The sequence below is a fragment of the Tunturiibacter psychrotolerans genome (genome assembly GCF_051013365.1).
Taxonomy (GTDB): domain Bacteria; phylum Acidobacteriota; class Terriglobia; order Terriglobales; family Acidobacteriaceae; genus Edaphobacter; species Edaphobacter psychrotolerans_A.
The window spans coordinates 531,923-547,123 of the sequence record NZ_CP132941.1 but is presented as its reverse complement, the minus strand read 5'-3'; the positions used below and the strand labels follow the sequence as shown (position 1 = coordinate 547,123).

The window sequence follows — 15,201 nt, the reverse complement described above, 5'->3', positions numbered from 1 at the left end:
GGTGGGGAGCGCAACTGTCGCCTGCGGGGAAGGCGCTAGAAGCGCAGATGAATCAGTTGCGCGATGGCGAGTGCGTAGATGCCAGCTCCTACGTCATCGAGCATAATGCCGGTGCCGCCGTGGAGGCGTTCGAGTTGGCGGACTGGAGGCGGCTTGAGGATGTCGAAGAACCGGAAGAGCAGGAGTGAAATTGCGGCGTGCTGCCAATCGGCGGGGATGGCGATGAGCGCGATGAGTTGGCCGGCGACCTCATCGATGACGACGTGGCCGGGATCTTCGCGGCCTGACTCGTTGGCGACGATGGTGGCGGCGGGGATGCCGATGAGTGTGGCGAAGATTGCTGCGATCGTGGTGCCGACGGCGAGTGCAAAGGGAGCTGGGTGCAGGATGTGAGCGGTGGCGTACCAGAGGAGGACTGCAGCGATGCTGCCGTAGGTGCCGGGGCCGGGCTTCAGCAGACCCGCTCCGAAGAAGGTACCGATGAGCCACGCCCAAAGCGTCTTTTTTTCTGCAGGGGGATGAATCTGGACGTTGGAGTTCGCCACTAGTTCACGTCGTCGTCGTTCTGGCGATTGTGTTTGTTCGAGCGAGCGAGTTCTTCAAGGAGATCGGGATCCTGGATGGGCGAGGATATCTTGTAATCGCCGCTGGCCCATTTGCCGAGGTCGATACGGCGGCAGCGATCGGAGCAGAAGGGGAAGTCTTCGCCCGTGGCGAGGACGATGTTGCGGCAGGTGGGGCAGCGGAGGGTCTTGATTTTGGAAGGTGCGGATTTGTTCGACATGACAGACTTATTTTAACTCTTTCGTCGCAAGAACGGCGTATCTCATAGAGTAAGGGGCAGGAGAAACCTGATGTCCAGAACGGTCGATCAGCGTGCAGGCTCGTCCTCGAGGTGGACAGGCGTTCTTCTCATTGCCAGTCTGCTCTCTTGTGGAGGGGCTTCGAGTGTCGCTCAGAACGCTCCAGTCACTTCAAACACTGCGAAAGAGGAACAACGAAGCGTTTCTGTGGCGAAACTCGAACCGTTGCCGGCTGGGGTGACTCTGCCGGTGCGTTTGGGACGGACGTTACGTGCTGGGAAAACGCGCTTGGGCCTGACGTTTGTTGTGAAGACGACGCAACGAGTTCCAGTGACAACCACAACTTATCTTAATCGTGGTGCCGAGTTAGAGGGCAAGGTCGTCGCATCGGTTGCGGGAGATGGCACGGCCGCGTCGCCAGCGGTCTTGTCGATCGAGTTCACCACGCTGCGCTATCGCAAGCAGACGGTTGCGGTGGGTACTCGAGCGATTGCCATAGCTAACTTCGTGCAGGTGGGTGAGACGTTTCTACCGGTTCAGGGCGGCGCGGATCGGGGCAATGCGAGCGAGGCGAGTTGGACAACGACGCAGGTGGGCGGCGATCAGGTAGCCCGGTCGGGCTGGGTAGGCGATGTCGTCGGGCGTGGGACGCGCACGGTTGGGCGGGCGGACTACTATGGCGTTTATACCTTGCCAGTAGGAGCTTCGCCGCCGCGTGCCATGGGAGTTTTTTCAACGACGGCAACGGGGCTGTATGGCTTTGAGCGCGATACCTCTTTGAACTCGTCTGGAGGAGTGATCACATTGACCCGAAGCGGCGGCAAGAAGCTTGAGATGCGCGATGGGGACAATCTGCTCCTTGAGGTCGTCGCTCCCCAGTAGGCTTACGATCTCTATTCGAGGATGCGGGCCACTACGTCGTAGTCGTGACCTCGTGATAGATGCTTTGAGGTCATAGGCGATTCATCGCAGGGCTTTTTCCGCGCTTCGTGGTATGCGAGAAGAAGTCTTCTCTAGTTGGATCTCGACGGTCTGGATATCGATTTGGTGATAAAGCTTCGCCTGGATTCGATGTGCCAGCGCTGACTCTGTCTCGACAGTCAAGCGGATGTTTACGCAGTTATCGAGAAGAGCGAGTTCGAGGCAACTGATGACGAGCGATTGTTGCTCGAAGAGTTGAACGATGCGCATAAGAACTCGAGGTTGTGAAGATGCGGTGATCTGATAGGTGACTTCCATCACTAGTTCCTTTGGCTACTGGAGTTGTTGGGAAAAGAGAAAAGCCGCCAGAGCTTTCGCTGTGGCGGCTTCGAGTTTCAGAGAAGAGCTGAAGTTTACGGTGCGCCACTCGCGACGATGAGCGAAGTAATGGTAATGAGCGGCATGATGCAGCACACGAGGCGATGCAGAGGCAGGATGCCTTGCTTTGTCGAGAACCCGAGCTGCAGAGAAGATGTCACTGTTAGGATCTTATGCTTGAACGACGGTCGAGGTCTACTCGATGATGCGGGCGACGACATCGTAGTCGTGGGACTCGGTGATCTCGGCGCGGTAGAAGGTGCCGGGAACGAGAGTTTCGTGCGGACCGAAGTCGTTGATGAAGACCTTGCCGTCGATCTCGGGAGCGTGGAGCGAGGTACGGCCCTCCCAGAGGAGTTCGGTCTCTTCGGATTCGCCTTCGACGAGGAGGTCGATTTCACGGCCTACCCACTCGGCTTTGGCTTTGGTGCTGATCTTCTGCTGAAGCTTCATCAGCTTGCGGCGGCGCGCCTGGATGGTGCGGTTGGGGACCTTGGTGTCGTCGGCGAGGTCGAAGGCTGCGGCACCCTCTTCGTCGGAGTAGGTGAAGACCCCGAGCCAGTCGATCTTTGCGGCAGTGATGAAGGCCTCGAGCTCTTTGTAGTCGGCTTCGGTCTCGCCGGGGAAGCCGACGATGAAGCTGGTGCGTACGACGATGCCGGGGACAATACGGCGCGCCTTGGCGATGAGGTCGAGGAAGATCTGCGCGTTGCCACCGCGCTTCATCGTCTTGAGGACGCTCGCGCTGGCGTGTTGCAGCGGTACGTCGAGATACTTTGCGATGGTGTCATGTTTCGCCATCGTCTCGAGCAGGCGCGTGGTGACCTTGTTTGGGTAGGTGTAGAGGAAGCGCAGCCAGCGCAGGCCGGGAAGCACCGCGAGCGCGTCGAGCAGCGTGGCGAGGCCGTCGGTGAAACCGAGGTCTTCGCCGTAGCAGGTCGTGTCCTGACCTATAAGGGTGATCTCGCGGACGCCTTGCTTGATGAGGTTTTCGGCCTCGGCGATGATCGACGACATGCGGCGTGAGCGGAACTTGCCGCGAAGCTGCGGGATGATGCAGAAGCTGCAGGGGTGGTCGCAGCCTTCGGCGATCTTGATGTAGGCCGACGCGCGCGGCGTGGTGAGGATGCGCGGGGTGGCGTCGTTGTAGAGGTACTCGGGAAGTGCGGCGGTGGCACCGTCCCATGACTCGCGTGAGAAGCGTCCCTGTTGTTGGCGGAGATCGCCTTCGGGGCGGCTGGTGTTCCCGGCATCGATGCCGATGGGGAGGTGTGCGATGTGATCGCCGGTGTGGTTTAGCGGCTCGTCACCGTGGGTTGTGCCGGTTTCGGCGAGCGACTGCACAATGCGAAGCTGCGGGGCGATCTCGCGATCGTGCTCGGGATCGGCGAGTGGGCGCGAGTGCTGGGAGACGGCGCTGGGTGCGCGGTCGATCAGCTGGGAGGCCGATTCGAGGTACGCGACTTCGCCGTCGGTCTGAGCCATTCCGATGGCGTGGGTGTGGATGGTCGCTTCAGGCGTGCCCTGCGGAAGAATGTTGAAGGGCGAGTTGCTCTGCGCGTGACCGCTGGGAGTCAGGCCTGCTGCCGCGAGGATTGCTTCGAGTTCGCCTGTGCCGACGACTGCATCGACTTCCGGGATGTTCTTCTGGATCTCGTCGCGGTAACGCTCGACGAGGCAGCCGGCGACGACGATGCGCTGGGCTTTTCCGCCGTTTTGCTTCTTGTGCTGAACCATCTCGAGGATGGTGTTGACCGACTCCTGTTTGGCCGAGTCGATGAAACTGCAGGTGTTGATGACGATGATCTCTGCGTCTTCTGCCCGCGGCGTCAGCTCGGCTCCGTTGTGGTGGAGCATGCCCATCATGACCTCGGAGTCGACTAGGTTTTTAGGGCAACCGAGCGAAACGAAGCCTACTTTTGGACGAGTCCTGGCAGGTATTTCTACGTTCACATCATCGAGAATGGCGGGTGGAGTCACAGACTTCTATTCTATCAATTTTCTGAGCAAAACTCGGCCCAGCCACGCACAAACCCTTGCAATTCAGGCTTTCTAAGAGATCGGCGTAGTGAATTACGCTTCATCTTTGGGCAGGTGCCGCTTCGGTTGGCTGTTGGGTGTCAGGCAGGTCAGGGGGATTTTCGTCCACGATCTTGTAGTTGGCGGGTATCGCGAAGACAGAGGCAGCGGGCTCGTGGCGTTCGACATTGCTGACGGCGACGAGTTGTTCGCCGGTGCGTGGATCGTTGTGTTTGATGATCATGTAGATGGAGAGATCGGGCGAGTACCAGTACTCATCGACGATGGCGATCTCTTTACCGGTGCTGCTCATGTTCGCGGGGATGATGTGGGTCTTGCGGATGCCTTTGAGGGTAAGGCCGTCAAGAGGTTGGGTGCCGATGTCCTCTTGTTTGAAGTAGGGATTGTTTGGTGGCGTAGGCGCCGGTACTGAGTTAGCGGGAGCCACTGGTGGCTGCGGCACGTTTCTTTCACGAGCAAGACGCTCGAAGGGGTTGTAGAAGATACTGAGGCGGCTCGATGGATCGTAGATGTGTGCGGAGAGAAGCTGAGGCTCGCCTTTGAAGCTGGTAGGAACGAGCTGGCGGCGCTCGTTATAGATGCGTCCCGAGGACGATCGTGCGATATGCGCCGTGGTAGTGCGTGTGTTTACAGAGCCGTCGGGCAGAGTTTCGTGAGAGAGGATATCGATCGTGGCGCTGAATGGCGCGTTCGGAACAGGAGTGACGAAGATGCCGGGAACGATGATCTGGACGCCACGATAGTCGCGGGGCATCTCCTGCTGATTCTGCGAGAGGGCTGGGATCGCGAGAAGAAGACCGATGACAGCGTGGCCGGAACGGAAGCAGCGCATGAGTGACCTCCCGATGACAAAGAGGATAGCGCAAAAGATGAGAATGGGCAGGAGAATTCTGAGTTAACAGAGAGCATGGGGTTTCGAGTGGCCGACTGGCTTCGCATGTCCGAAAATGCCGAAGACTGTGGCGTCAACTTTCCTGCATCACGGGTAAACGTTGTGCACGTCGCGCTCCGCGCCAGTAGAGGTAGGCGCCAAGCCCGTTGGCGACGCAAAGTGTGACTGTAACTTTGGTCGCGAACCAGAGAGGGCTCGCGACTTCTCCGACGGGAACAACCTCAAAGCCCAAACATACGAGGACGACAAAAAACGCTGCCAGCGCTGCCAGGCGAATGGCAATCCCCGGACGCCAGGATGCAGAGCGAAATCCAAACACAACGGCGCCAAACATGAGCAGATACATAAGACAATACGATCCGTAGCCAACCGCATAAAGAACTTGCACAGCCTCTTGGTTGTGAGCGCCGAGCAGGCTGAGAGCGCCCATGAGAATGAGACTGGCGGCGACTGCGGCAATAGCCTTCGAAGGGTTTCTGAAGCGAGGATGCAGTTCGCTCCACCATGCGGGGAGGATTCCATCCCAGCCAGCCACCATCGGCAGGCGTGCGATCATGCCGACGACGACAATAAGAGTGGCTATCAACATGAAACTGAAACTGCCGATGGCGACCATTGTGAGTACGCGCCCAATGCCTGTTGAGCCAAGTCCGATCTGCGCCACCTGCGACACGGGAGCAGCCAGGTCGATGTTGACCGGGGCGATGTAGGTAAGCATGGTGCTTGTGACCAGGATGTACATCAAGGCAATCAATGGTGCAGCAATCAGAACGGAACGCGCGACGTCATTGCCGGGCTTGCGGCACTCCTCTGTGAAGATGGCGCATTGATCGAACCCGCTTAGGGCAAACAGCGCCATCTTCGTAAATACGTTCAGAGTAAGAACGGAGAAACCCGGCAACGCAAGCGAAAACGCTGCGGCAGTCGCCGGTTTTGAAGTAATGAATGCTTTGATCAGGAGGAAAAGCAGTATGAGAAAGACGAGGATGGTAAGCAGGGAACCGGCGGTGCTGAGCCATTTGGTGATGTGGAGGCCTCGCACGTTGAGAAGGAACGCAAGTCCACAGAGGAGAACCATCAGAAGAAGCGCAAACCACCGGCTGGTCCCCATCCATGAGTAAGCTGGTCCGCCGGCGTAGGCAAAGCCGTCTGCGAGTTGTGATCCGTAGGAGCCGAAGAAACAGATGCCGTAGATGGTGAGGCTCCAGCCCGCCATGTAGCCCGCAAAGGGAGAGGCCCCCTGTTTGACCCACTGATAGACGCCTCCCTCCAAGGGGATGGCGCGGCTTAGCTTGATGACGACCGCGGCCAGAGGCAGATAGAAGAGGACCATTGCGAGCAGCCACAGCACGACCTGCGACGGGCCTTGCTTCGCGGCATAGCCGGAAACGTTCAGGCCGACGACGAGAAGCAGTTGCATGAAGACAAGGTCCCGAAGCCTAAGCTCAGGCCTCAGCCCATGACTGGAGGATGGCATAGGACGCCATACTATCGCACACTGTGTGCCGTGGATCGATCAAATTGCAAACGAAAACGCCCGCATCTCAAGGCGAGAGGCGGGCATTTTCGTCTTGTTGCAAACTTCAGGCTAGACCGTTGCGGGTGATGACCTCGTGATAAAAGTGCGCGCTCATCTTCGGCGTGCGCTTCTGCGTTGCGAAGTCAACGTAGTGGATGCCGAAGCGATAGGCGTAACCGTCGGCCCACTCGAAGTTATCCATCAGGCTCCAGAGGAAGTAGCCGCGAACGGGAACGCCCTCGGAGACTGCGCGATGGAGCTGCGTGAGGTAGTTGCGAAGGTACATAACCCGGTCGGAGTCGTAGACGTGGCCGTCCGGTGTGAGTACGTCAGTCGAAGAAGCTCCGTTTTCTGTGATGTAGATCTCCTTGATGTTCCAGATCTGCGCGGCGAGCTTCGGTCCCCAGTAGAGCGCCTCGGGACCAACGTGCAGCCAGGGGCTCATCATGTGCGGATAGGACTCGGGAGCCGGAATGCGAGCGAAGCCGGCGGGTGAGTCGTCGGCGCGGATGTAGGTGGGGGTGTAGATGTTGAGGCCGACGAAGTCGACGGGCGTGCCGATGGCCTTCATGTCGGCGTCGGTGAACTTCGGTGCGTCGGCTCCGGCGTGCTCGAGGTAGGCGTCGGTGTAGCGACCCTCCATGATGACGGTGAGATAGCCTGCGTTGACTTCGCGCATCGCCTTGGCAGTCGCCGCGATGTGCTCCGGCGTTTCGATGATGGGGACGCAGGCGCTCGCGTTTTCGGCAAGGCCTACCTTGGTGCCGGGTTTGGCATGCGCGCGAATGGCCTGCACTCCAAGGCCGTGCGCGAGCACAGCGTGATGCCGAACCTGATTGACGCCGGCAGGTGGAAGCTTCAGGCCAGGAGCGTGGCGGCCGGTGGCATATCCGCTGACGAAAGAGCTCATCTCGTTGAGCGTCATGAAGTGCTTCACACGGTCGGAGAGATGTTCAGCGACGTAGCCTGCGTAGTTGGCAAAGGCAACCGAGGTGTCGCGCGACTGCCAGCCGCCCTTGTCTTCGAGCGCCTGCGGGAGATCCCAGTGGTAGAGCGTGCAGTAGGGCTGAATGCCGTTGGCAAGCAGTTCGTCGACGAGGCGATTGTAGAAGTCGAGGCCCTTTGGATTGGGCGTGCCGGTGCCCACCGGGAAGACGCGCGGCCACGCAACGGAGAAGCGATAGGTCTTGAGGCCGAGTGCCTTCATCATCTGCACGTCTTCTTTGTACCGGTGATAGTGGTCATTGGCGACGTCGCCGGTGTCTCCGTTCTTGACCTTCCCCGGAATGTGCGAGAAGGTGTCCCAGATCGACGGGCCGCGGCCATCTTCGTTCACTGCGCCTTCGACCTGATAGGACGCGGTCGCGGATCCCCAGAGGAAGCCTTGCGGAAAGGTTCGCGCAGTGGGTGTGGAGGGAGTTACTTCGCCGGAGGCTGGTGTTGCGATGGTTGTTAGTGCTGTGGGGGCGAGTGCGGCGGATCCAAGCAGACGAGCGAAAGTGCGGCGACTAAATCGATTGAACAAAGATTACCCCTCGTAAGACAAAAGGAAGTGTAGACGTTTGAACCATCAACTGACAACGACCGGCCATTGAAGGGCGACCTTGCATCTAGGCCTCGCCAAGTTTTGCACGCGCATGAGATAGCGACGCGAGCGCAGGTCCGCTTGAGGTGGTAAACTAGCTCATGTGCCGGGTCCTACGCGACGTAATCCCGCCAACCCCGCCAGGTCCGGAAGGAAGCAACGGTAACGGGTCATTACGGGCGCAGTAGGTCGCCCGGTGCACAAATCCCTCCTCCTTGGATTTCCACTTATTACACTTCGAAAATCTTCCTGTTGTGGGCAAAGTGTGTCTTTTTCGGCACCATGCTCGTCAATGGAAAGGTGACACGCGTACGCTTGTCAGAGAGAATGGTCTCCGACGGATGAACAGCGATTCATTTCGAATCGGTTCTCTTATTAACTGTGACACTAGATGAGGTGAGAGTTTGAGTTTGACGTTGAAACCGCAGACGCGGGTGCGCGCGAAGATCAGTTCGGTAGGGACTTACGTTCCGCCGCGGTTGTTGACCAACGCGGATCTGGAGAAGATGGTCGCAACCAACGACCAGTGGATTACCGAGCGGACCGGAATTCGTGAGCGGCACATTGTGGAGCCGGGCGTTGCAACCAGCGATCTGGCGATCGAGGCGGCGAAGAAGTGTCTCGCAGTGCGCGGCATTGAGGCGAGCGAGATTGAGGTGATCATCGTAGCGACGGTGACGCCCGATATGTTTTTTCCCGCGACGGCTTGCATCGTGCAGGACAAGCTTGGCGCAAAGGGCGCATGGGGGTTCGATCTGTCGGCTGCGTGCTCGGGATTTCCCTATGCTCTGCAGGTGGGAGCGAAGCTGGTCGAGAGTGGAATGCACAAGAAGGTGATGGTGATCGGAGCGGATGTGATGAGCTCGATCATCGACTACACCGACAGGGCGACTTGCGTGATCTTCGGTGATGGCGCTGGTGCGGTGCTGCTCGAACCATGCGAAGAGGGAGAGATTGGGCTCGTCGACTACTGGCACGAGATCGACGGTTCGGGTGCTGCGGCGCTCAACATGCCCGGTGGTGGCAGCCTGCATCCGCCGACCGCTGAGACGGTCGCAGCGAAGATGCACTACGTCCATCAGGACGGGCAGGCCGTGTACAAGTTTGCGGTGCGCAAGATGGCGGAAGCTGCGGAGATCATTCTGTCTCGTAATGGCCTGGTAGGGAAGGATCTTGGCTGCTTTATCCCGCACCAGGCGAACAAACGAATCATTCTGTCGACTGCGGAGCGGTTGGGGATGCCGGAGGAGTCGGTGATCATCAACATCGACCGCTTCGGCAATACCACGGCGGCTACGATTCCGATGGCTATGCAGACGGCGCTCGAAGAGAAGCGATTGAAGAAGGGCGATCTCGTTTTGCTGGCGAGTGTTGGAGCAGGCTTTACGGTGGGAGCTACGCTGTTGCGGTGGGAGTTCTAACTCTGATTCTAAGAAGTTTTCGGAACGGGTGAAGAGGAGGTGCTTCACCCGTTTTGTTTTATGGAGGATATCTCTTCGGGTTTTCGAGAGATTTTTCTTGCGATACGTATCTAAAAGATATATAGCTACTAGCTATGAAGACGAAGGGCGGCACGACACCGAATGCTCTGCTTGGGCTTCTGAGCCTTAGGCCAATGTCCGGCTATGACATTCGACAACTCATCTCGAAATCTATAGGTCACTTCTGGAGTGAGAGTTATGGGCAGATCTATCCGGGGTTGAAGCAGCTTGCGGCAGAGGGTTTGGTCGAGAAGAAGACCGAGCGGAGCAAGGGAAAGCCCGATAGACATCTGTATTCGATCACGCCGGATGGACGCGAGCGGCTGCGGGAGTGGTTGAAGATTCCGGTGTCGGAAGAGGTGGCGAGAAACGAGCTCCTGTTGAAGCTTTTCTTCGGCGCGCATGTTTCTACGAGTGTGAATCGAGAGCATGTGACGGCGAATATGGAGTTTCATCAACGCGCTTTGAAGGTATATGCAGCAATGGCAAAGCAGTTGCGGCTGGATGAGGCGAACGATCCGCAGCTCCCCTACTGGTTGATGACGCTGAACTACGGACGCCACTACAGCGGAGCGGTTTTGAAGTGGTGCAAAGAGACGCTAGCAGAGTTGGACGCGATAGAAAGCAAGGGAAAAAGGAGGCAGTGATGCATGCACTCGATCCGTTGTTGGTAAAGATATTTCTTGTGATTCATATCGCGGCGGGCGCCTCATCATTTTTGCTCGCTCCAGTCGCGCTCGCTACTGCGAAGGGGGGCAAGCAGCATAAACGTTGGGGGATGGTCTATCTGTGGTCGATGGGCGTGGTCGCGGCTACTGCGATACCTCTGGCTTTTTTCTTTCCAGTGCGTTTTCTGGCGCTGGTGGCGGTGTTCAGCTTCTACTTTGCCTTTTCGGCTTATCGCGTGTTGAGGCTGAAGGAGCTGGCGCGTGGCGGAAGCGCACAGCCTATCGACTGGATTGCCGGAATCGTGACCTTTGCGACGAGCGCGCTGCTGGCCTGGCTTTCATGGTTTCGTCCAGCATCGATCGAAGTGCTTCCGGCGGTGGGCGTGGTGTTCGGCCTCATAGGCATGCGCGGGGCTGCGACTCAGATGCTGTCCTTCATTCGCAAACCGAAGGAGAAGATGTTCTGGTGGTACACCCACCTCGGGAACTTTATCGGGAGTTATATCGCGGCGTGGTCAGCCTTCAGTGTTGTGACGTTGACGCGTGTGATCGGCAATCATTGGTACGTATGGCTGTGGCCGACGATGATCGGAGTGCCTGCCATCATCGTGACCACGGCGTACTACCAGCGTAAGTTTGCCCCGAGAGCAAAGGCCGCGATTTAGCTCAGGCGACGGTGTTCGAGGTCTTGGCAAGACCTTGCTTACCGGGATGGACGGTTCGCGAGGTCTTATAGAGCTTCCAGAAGGCGAAGGCGCAGCTTGCGAGGATCGCTGTCCAGATCACGATGAGAACCGGGGTCGCGTACTTCGCCGAAAGACTGTTCCAGAGATGGAGGATGTGCCGGCCGTAGTGAATACCAAGCCAGGCCGCAACAGCGTGACGCAGGCATCGACTGATGATGAAGGTTGTCAGGAACTTTTTGCGCGACATCTTCAATGCGCCGGCTGCGAGAACGAAGGGGCTGAGGGGCATAGGCGGCGGCATAACGGCGGGAAGCGCCACAGAGAGGATCGCGTGATTCTCCATCCACTCGCAGACACGTTTGAAGATACGAGGCGGAACATGCTTTTCGAGAAAGGCCATTCCGCCGGATTGTCCCACCTGGTAGCTGAACCATCCGCCAAGCCCCGAACCTATCGTCGCGAGTAGAACCAGGAGGAACCAGCTCTGATGCTGAGCTGACATCACTATGATCATGATGTCCGTGATCCCTGGCAGAGGTAGCGGAACGAAGGAACTATCGACGATCGAGACCAGGAAGACGCCCAGGAGTCCGAAGCCAAATAGAAAGTGAAGAAACGGGTTACGCGCAGAGTGTGACGAGGCGGCCTTTTGCGCCGCTTGTGCGAGGTTCGCGATAATCGTGGCAGCTGCACGCATGCTCATAGAGATTAAGACGCGACTCGGGGAGGAGAAGTCGCCGAGATTCTTAAGATTGGTGGAGGCGGCGAGTATAGCAGAGGGCTACAGAAACCGAAGCTCCGGGAGCGGCGGAAGAACATCGACCTCAGCGGCGTATTGTCGAAATAGTTTGATCGCACGAACGCAGTCCGTGTTTAGAACATAGTGGATGTTGTGAGAGAGATAGTGGCGGATGACTTTTGGGCCCAGGTCGATGCGGGGAGTCCATTGTTCGACCAGATCTTCAATGTGCAGCAGGCCGTGATTGCGCGAGGCTTCAAGGTCTTCGACGAGTTTGGCGGCAGTAAGGCGAGGCGGCCCAAGTGCCTCAGGCCGCACGGCCCACACCGCGGCCACCCAGGGTAGATTGGTGCGGGTATGCCATTCGTGCGCGAGATCAAACCACTCGCACGCGCCCACTTCTGCTTCGATCTGCTCGCGGCGTTCGAGGGCGAGCAGAGCCGGATCGCCAATCAGAACAGCGGCGTCTGTCTGCTGCAGCATGGCGATGGGGTCGGCTGGTGCGGGCAGGAAGACTGGACGATTGTTGGCGAACTTGCGAAAGAGGATCTCAGCATAGGCCAACGAGCTTCGTGATGCAGTGTCGGCAGAGACCGTCTTCACCGTGCTGAGCGTGTGAGGAGACTTGACGATGAGCTGAATCGAACGCACTTCGTCCAATGACGCAATCGTGCAGCCAGGGACGACCGCAAGCTCCGGAGTGAGCGATGCGATTGGGATAAGCCCCAGGTCTGCGCGGTTGGCGAGGAGTTCCGCCGCGCACTGCGAAGGCTGCGTGTAGTGAAGCGAGTAGTTGGCGGCCAGTTCAGCTGCGAGCGGTGCGTGTTCGAAGTCCCACATCAGCGGTGCAGGGTTCAGAAAGTTGATGGCAGCGACACGAAGCATGGAGTGTGAAGACAAAGTGTTCAAAGGACTAGTTTATTAGATGTGTGGGAGGAGCGCTCGATGCAGAGGCGAGTAGAGGCTTTTTATCAGGATGAGGAGCAGCATTGGGCCGCCCGGCTGGACTGTGGGCATGGACAGCATGTGCGGCACAATCCGCCTTGGATGGTGCGCGAATGGGTGACGACCGAAGAGGGGAGGACGGCGCGAATCGGGAGTCTGATGGAGTGCAAGCTCTGCGATGAGGAGCCGAAAAAGCCGACGTAGTAGGATTCTCACGATACAGCGCAGGCCATTCGGAAGGGACCAAAAGAATGAGCGCATTGTTGAAGGCTGGCCGGTTTTTCTTCGCCATATCAATGTTGTTCTATGGCGTGCAATATTTCATCTACGCGAGTGGGTTGAAAGGCCCCATCCCCGGTCCTCCCTGGCTTCCTGGATCGCAATTGGGAGCGGTGCTGACTGGCGGTGCGTTGATTGCGGTTGCGGTCTGCATCACGACGGAAAAACTCGCGCGGCTGTCGGCGACGCTTTTGGGTTGTGCTCTGTTTTTGTACGTCCTGTTTCTGCAACTCCCCAGGCTCATCGCGCAGCCGCACAGTCCCGATCCCTGGACCAGCGGCTTCGAACTTTTCGCCCTGATGGGTGGCGCCTTCGCGCTCGCTCGGATCGAGACCCCCGACGGACTCAGGCTCGAGCCGGCAAACAATATCCTGTCGCATTTGGCAACCATCGGACGCGTTGTATTCGCCATCGCGCTGGTGGTCTTCGCCGTGCAACATTTCCAGTATGCGAAGTTCGTTGCGACGATTGTTCCCGCATGGATTCCCGCGCGCCTGTTCTGGGCGTACTTCGTCGGAGTCGCATTTATCGCAGCTGCTCTGGCAATCGTCACCACGAAGATGGCACGAACTGCGTCAGTTCTGTTGGGCATCATGTTTTCTATCTGGGTCGTTATTCTTCACGTGCCCCGCGTCGCAGCCAACCCGCGCGACGGAAATGAAGTCACTAGCCTGCTAGTTGCATTGGCTATGAGTGGCGTGTCATTTATCCTCGCGGAGAGTTTTGCATCCGATCTCGCCGCATGAGATGCGGTACAGTGACGATGAGCCTTCTGTCCGACGACGATGTTTCGTGTCATCGACTCAAGGACAGCAAAGCATACCGATGAAGAGGACGATGAATGGCTTTGGCGCAGCAGGATGCAGCAGTTGTACGCGAACAGGCACGGCTGGCATGGGTGGCATTAACACTGACTCCCGGGATGGGTCCCACGCGAATCTGGAAGGCGATGAATCGGCTGGGTGCAGCGGAACAATTACTTGAAGCCTCGCTGACCGAGTTGGAAGGCACCGGCATGCCCGCGCAGTCGGCGCAGTTTGTCTTTGAGGGCAAGGCGAAGGCCGCCGCCGAAGATGAGCTAAAGCGCGTAGCCGAAGCCGGCGGCAGTATCCTGACTCCCGAAGACGAGGCTTACCCCGAACGATTACGCGAGATCTACGATCCTCCGTCGACGCTCTGGATCCGCGGTGATGTCTCGCTGCTGGCTCGTCCGGGAATCGCAGTCGTTGGAACGCGTCAACCGTCGCCGTACGGAGCAGGGATGGCAGAGCTGCTCTCACGCGATCTGGCAAACCGCCGCATGGTGATCCTCAGCGGCATGGCTCGCGGAGTCGACACCGCCGCGCACAAGGGAGCGATCGAAGCAGGCGGCAAGACGGTCGCTGTCTGGGGAACCGGAATCGACGTCATCTATCCCAAGGAGAACAAAAAACTCGCCGAGCAGATCGTCGCGACGGGTGGGGCAATTGTCAGCGAATATCCCCTCGGAACTTTTCCTGCCCCGCAGAACTTTCCCATCCGCAACCGCATTCTCAGCGGCATGAGCGTGGGAGTCCTCGTCATCGAGGCGGCCGAATACAGCGGAACAAGAATTACGGCGCGGTGCGCGATGGAGCAGAATCGCGACGTCTACGCGGTCCCCGGCAACGTGACGAACAAGAACGCCTGGGGCCCCAACACACTGATAAAACAGGGCGCTAAGCTCACCGCCACCTGGGAGGACATATGGGAGGACCTGCCCTCTGAGATCAGGCTCGCTCTCGAAGACGAGCAGGCCGCAGCTGGAGGGGGCGCTGAATCGAAATCAGGAGGGGCTGCATCTCTATTTAACGATACGCCGCTTCCAGAGCACGAACGAATCGTCTTTGAGCAGTTGCGGCACGATGAGTCGATGCAACTGGATCAGCTGATCGAGCAGTTAGAGGCGAAGTTAGGCTCCGCCGAGATATTCACCGCGCTGTTCGAACTGGAGCTCGCGGGGCGTGTACGGCAGCTGCCCGGAAAAAATTATGTGCGGGCTTTCTAGGCCGGAGTGGCAAGGTTGATTCCTGCAACCCGACGGCTCCCGCAAAGATCAACCTAAGCTTAGGGTTTCGTTTGACTTGGCGAGTTATCCACAACGTGGACTCACTCGTTGAATCAAGCCGCTGTGCTATGACCTTCTCAGCCGGGTTTCGTCAGTTGAGGAATCATGATGAGATGACGGGTTTGCGGAAGTCGTGTTAGGTTCGCAAGGGAATAAGGAAGTCTGTGGAACGTTTTGCT

The 15,201-nt window shown here is 58.2% G+C and carries 16 protein-coding genes and 1 other RNA gene; 8 read left to right on the top strand and 9 right to left on the bottom strand.

Features of this window, described 5'->3' with window-relative positions:
• Positions 1 to 35 precede the first annotated feature (35 nt).
• A complete protein-coding gene (locus RBB76_RS02255) occupies positions 36 to 545 on the bottom strand; it encodes a phosphatidylglycerophosphatase A family protein (protein ID WP_429633053.1) in 510 nt (169 codons plus the stop codon).
• Positions 545 to 784 carry a DNA gyrase inhibitor YacG gene (locus tag RBB76_RS02250; RefSeq protein WP_429633055.1) on the bottom strand — a complete coding sequence of 80 codons (240 nt, stop codon included), beginning with the start codon at positions 782 to 784 and terminating at the stop codon, positions 545 to 547. The genes RBB76_RS02255 and RBB76_RS02250 overlap by 1 nt, the downstream gene beginning before the upstream one ends.
• 70 nt (positions 785 to 854) lie before the next feature.
• Here RBB76_RS02250 and RBB76_RS02245 point away from each other — a divergent pair, with 70 nt between their 5' ends.
• Positions 855 to 1,685 carry a hypothetical protein gene (locus tag RBB76_RS02245; RefSeq protein WP_429633057.1) on the top strand — a complete coding sequence of 277 codons (831 nt, stop codon included), beginning with the start codon at positions 855 to 857 and terminating at the stop codon, positions 1,683 to 1,685.
• A gap of 81 nt (positions 1,686 to 1,766) precedes the next feature.
• Here the strand turns inward: RBB76_RS02245 and RBB76_RS02240 are convergent, their stop codons facing one another.
• The 5 genes from RBB76_RS02240 to RBB76_RS02220 all read right to left on the bottom strand — a co-directional run bounded on the left by RBB76_RS02240 (position 1,767) and on the right by RBB76_RS02220 (position 8,078).
• Positions 1,767 to 2,042, bottom strand: a complete 276-nt coding sequence (locus tag RBB76_RS02240) for a hypothetical protein (RefSeq protein ID WP_429633059.1) — start codon at positions 2,040 to 2,042, stop codon at positions 1,767 to 1,769.
• 255 nt (positions 2,043 to 2,297) lie between these two features.
• Positions 2,298 to 4,082, bottom strand: coding sequence for a 30S ribosomal protein S12 methylthiotransferase RimO (rimO, locus tag RBB76_RS02235; RefSeq protein WP_429633061.1), 1,785 nt, complete (start codon positions 4,080 to 4,082; stop codon positions 2,298 to 2,300).
• A 100-nt stretch (positions 4,083 to 4,182) separates the two neighbouring features.
• Positions 4,183 to 4,974 (bottom strand): hypothetical protein, encoded by a 792-nt coding sequence (locus tag RBB76_RS02230; protein WP_429633064.1) that lies wholly within the window; start codon positions 4,972 to 4,974, stop codon positions 4,183 to 4,185.
• A 133-nt stretch (positions 4,975 to 5,107) separates the two neighbouring features.
• Complete coding sequence (locus tag RBB76_RS02225) at positions 5,108 to 6,454, bottom strand: APC family permease (protein ID WP_429633066.1); 1,347 nt, start codon at positions 6,452 to 6,454, stop codon at positions 5,108 to 5,110.
• 163 nt (positions 6,455 to 6,617) lie between these two features.
• Positions 6,618 to 8,078 (bottom strand): GH1 family beta-glucosidase, encoded by a 1,461-nt coding sequence (locus RBB76_RS02220; RefSeq protein WP_429633068.1) that lies wholly within the window; start codon positions 8,076 to 8,078, stop codon positions 6,618 to 6,620.
• Positions 8,079 to 8,242: 164 nt separating this feature from the next.
• On the opposite strand from RBB76_RS02220, the gene ffs reads away from it, so the two are divergent.
• From ffs to RBB76_RS02200, 4 genes are all read left to right on the top strand, one after another.
• Positions 8,243 to 8,340, top strand: an RNA gene (gene ffs, locus RBB76_RS02215) — signal recognition particle sRNA small type.
• 202 nt (positions 8,341 to 8,542) lie between these two features.
• Entirely contained in the window at positions 8,543 to 9,559 is a 1,017-nt protein-coding gene (locus tag RBB76_RS02210) for a beta-ketoacyl-ACP synthase III (protein ID WP_429633070.1), read from the top strand.
• A 134-nt stretch (positions 9,560 to 9,693) separates the two neighbouring features.
• Entirely contained in the window at positions 9,694 to 10,266 is a 573-nt protein-coding gene (locus RBB76_RS02205) for a PadR family transcriptional regulator (protein ID WP_429633072.1), read from the top strand.
• Complete coding sequence (locus tag RBB76_RS02200; protein ID WP_429633074.1) at positions 10,266 to 10,952, top strand: hypothetical protein; 687 nt, start codon at positions 10,266 to 10,268, stop codon at positions 10,950 to 10,952. Before RBB76_RS02205 ends, RBB76_RS02200 begins: the two co-directional genes overlap by 1 nt.
• A 1-nt stretch (position 10,953) precedes the next feature.
• Here the strand turns inward: RBB76_RS02200 and RBB76_RS02195 are convergent, their stop codons facing one another.
• Both RBB76_RS02195 and RBB76_RS02190 read right to left on the bottom strand, forming a co-directional pair.
• Entirely contained in the window at positions 10,954 to 11,670 is a 717-nt protein-coding gene (locus RBB76_RS02195; protein ID WP_429633076.1) for a YqaA family protein, read from the bottom strand.
• A gap of 84 nt (positions 11,671 to 11,754) precedes the next feature.
• Positions 11,755 to 12,621 carry a menaquinone biosynthetic enzyme MqnA/MqnD family protein gene (locus tag RBB76_RS02190; protein WP_429633077.1) on the bottom strand — a complete coding sequence of 289 codons (867 nt, stop codon included), beginning with the start codon at positions 12,619 to 12,621 and terminating at the stop codon, positions 11,755 to 11,757.
• Between the two features lie 36 nt (positions 12,622 to 12,657).
• Here RBB76_RS02190 and RBB76_RS02185 point away from each other — a divergent pair, with 36 nt between their 5' ends.
• The 3 genes from RBB76_RS02185 (at position 12,658) to dprA (ending at position 14,962) form a co-directional block, all read left to right on the top strand.
• Positions 12,658 to 12,861 (top strand): DUF3565 domain-containing protein, encoded by a 204-nt coding sequence (locus RBB76_RS02185; RefSeq protein WP_429633079.1) that lies wholly within the window; start codon positions 12,658 to 12,660, stop codon positions 12,859 to 12,861.
• A gap of 47 nt (positions 12,862 to 12,908) precedes the next feature.
• Positions 12,909 to 13,682, top strand: coding sequence for a hypothetical protein (locus RBB76_RS02180; protein ID WP_429633081.1), 774 nt, complete (start codon positions 12,909 to 12,911; stop codon positions 13,680 to 13,682).
• Between the two features lie 95 nt (positions 13,683 to 13,777).
• Positions 13,778 to 14,962 (top strand): DNA-processing protein DprA, encoded by a 1,185-nt coding sequence (gene dprA, locus RBB76_RS02175; protein ID WP_429633083.1) that lies wholly within the window; start codon positions 13,778 to 13,780, stop codon positions 14,960 to 14,962.
• Positions 14,963 to 15,201: the final 239 nt, after the last annotated feature.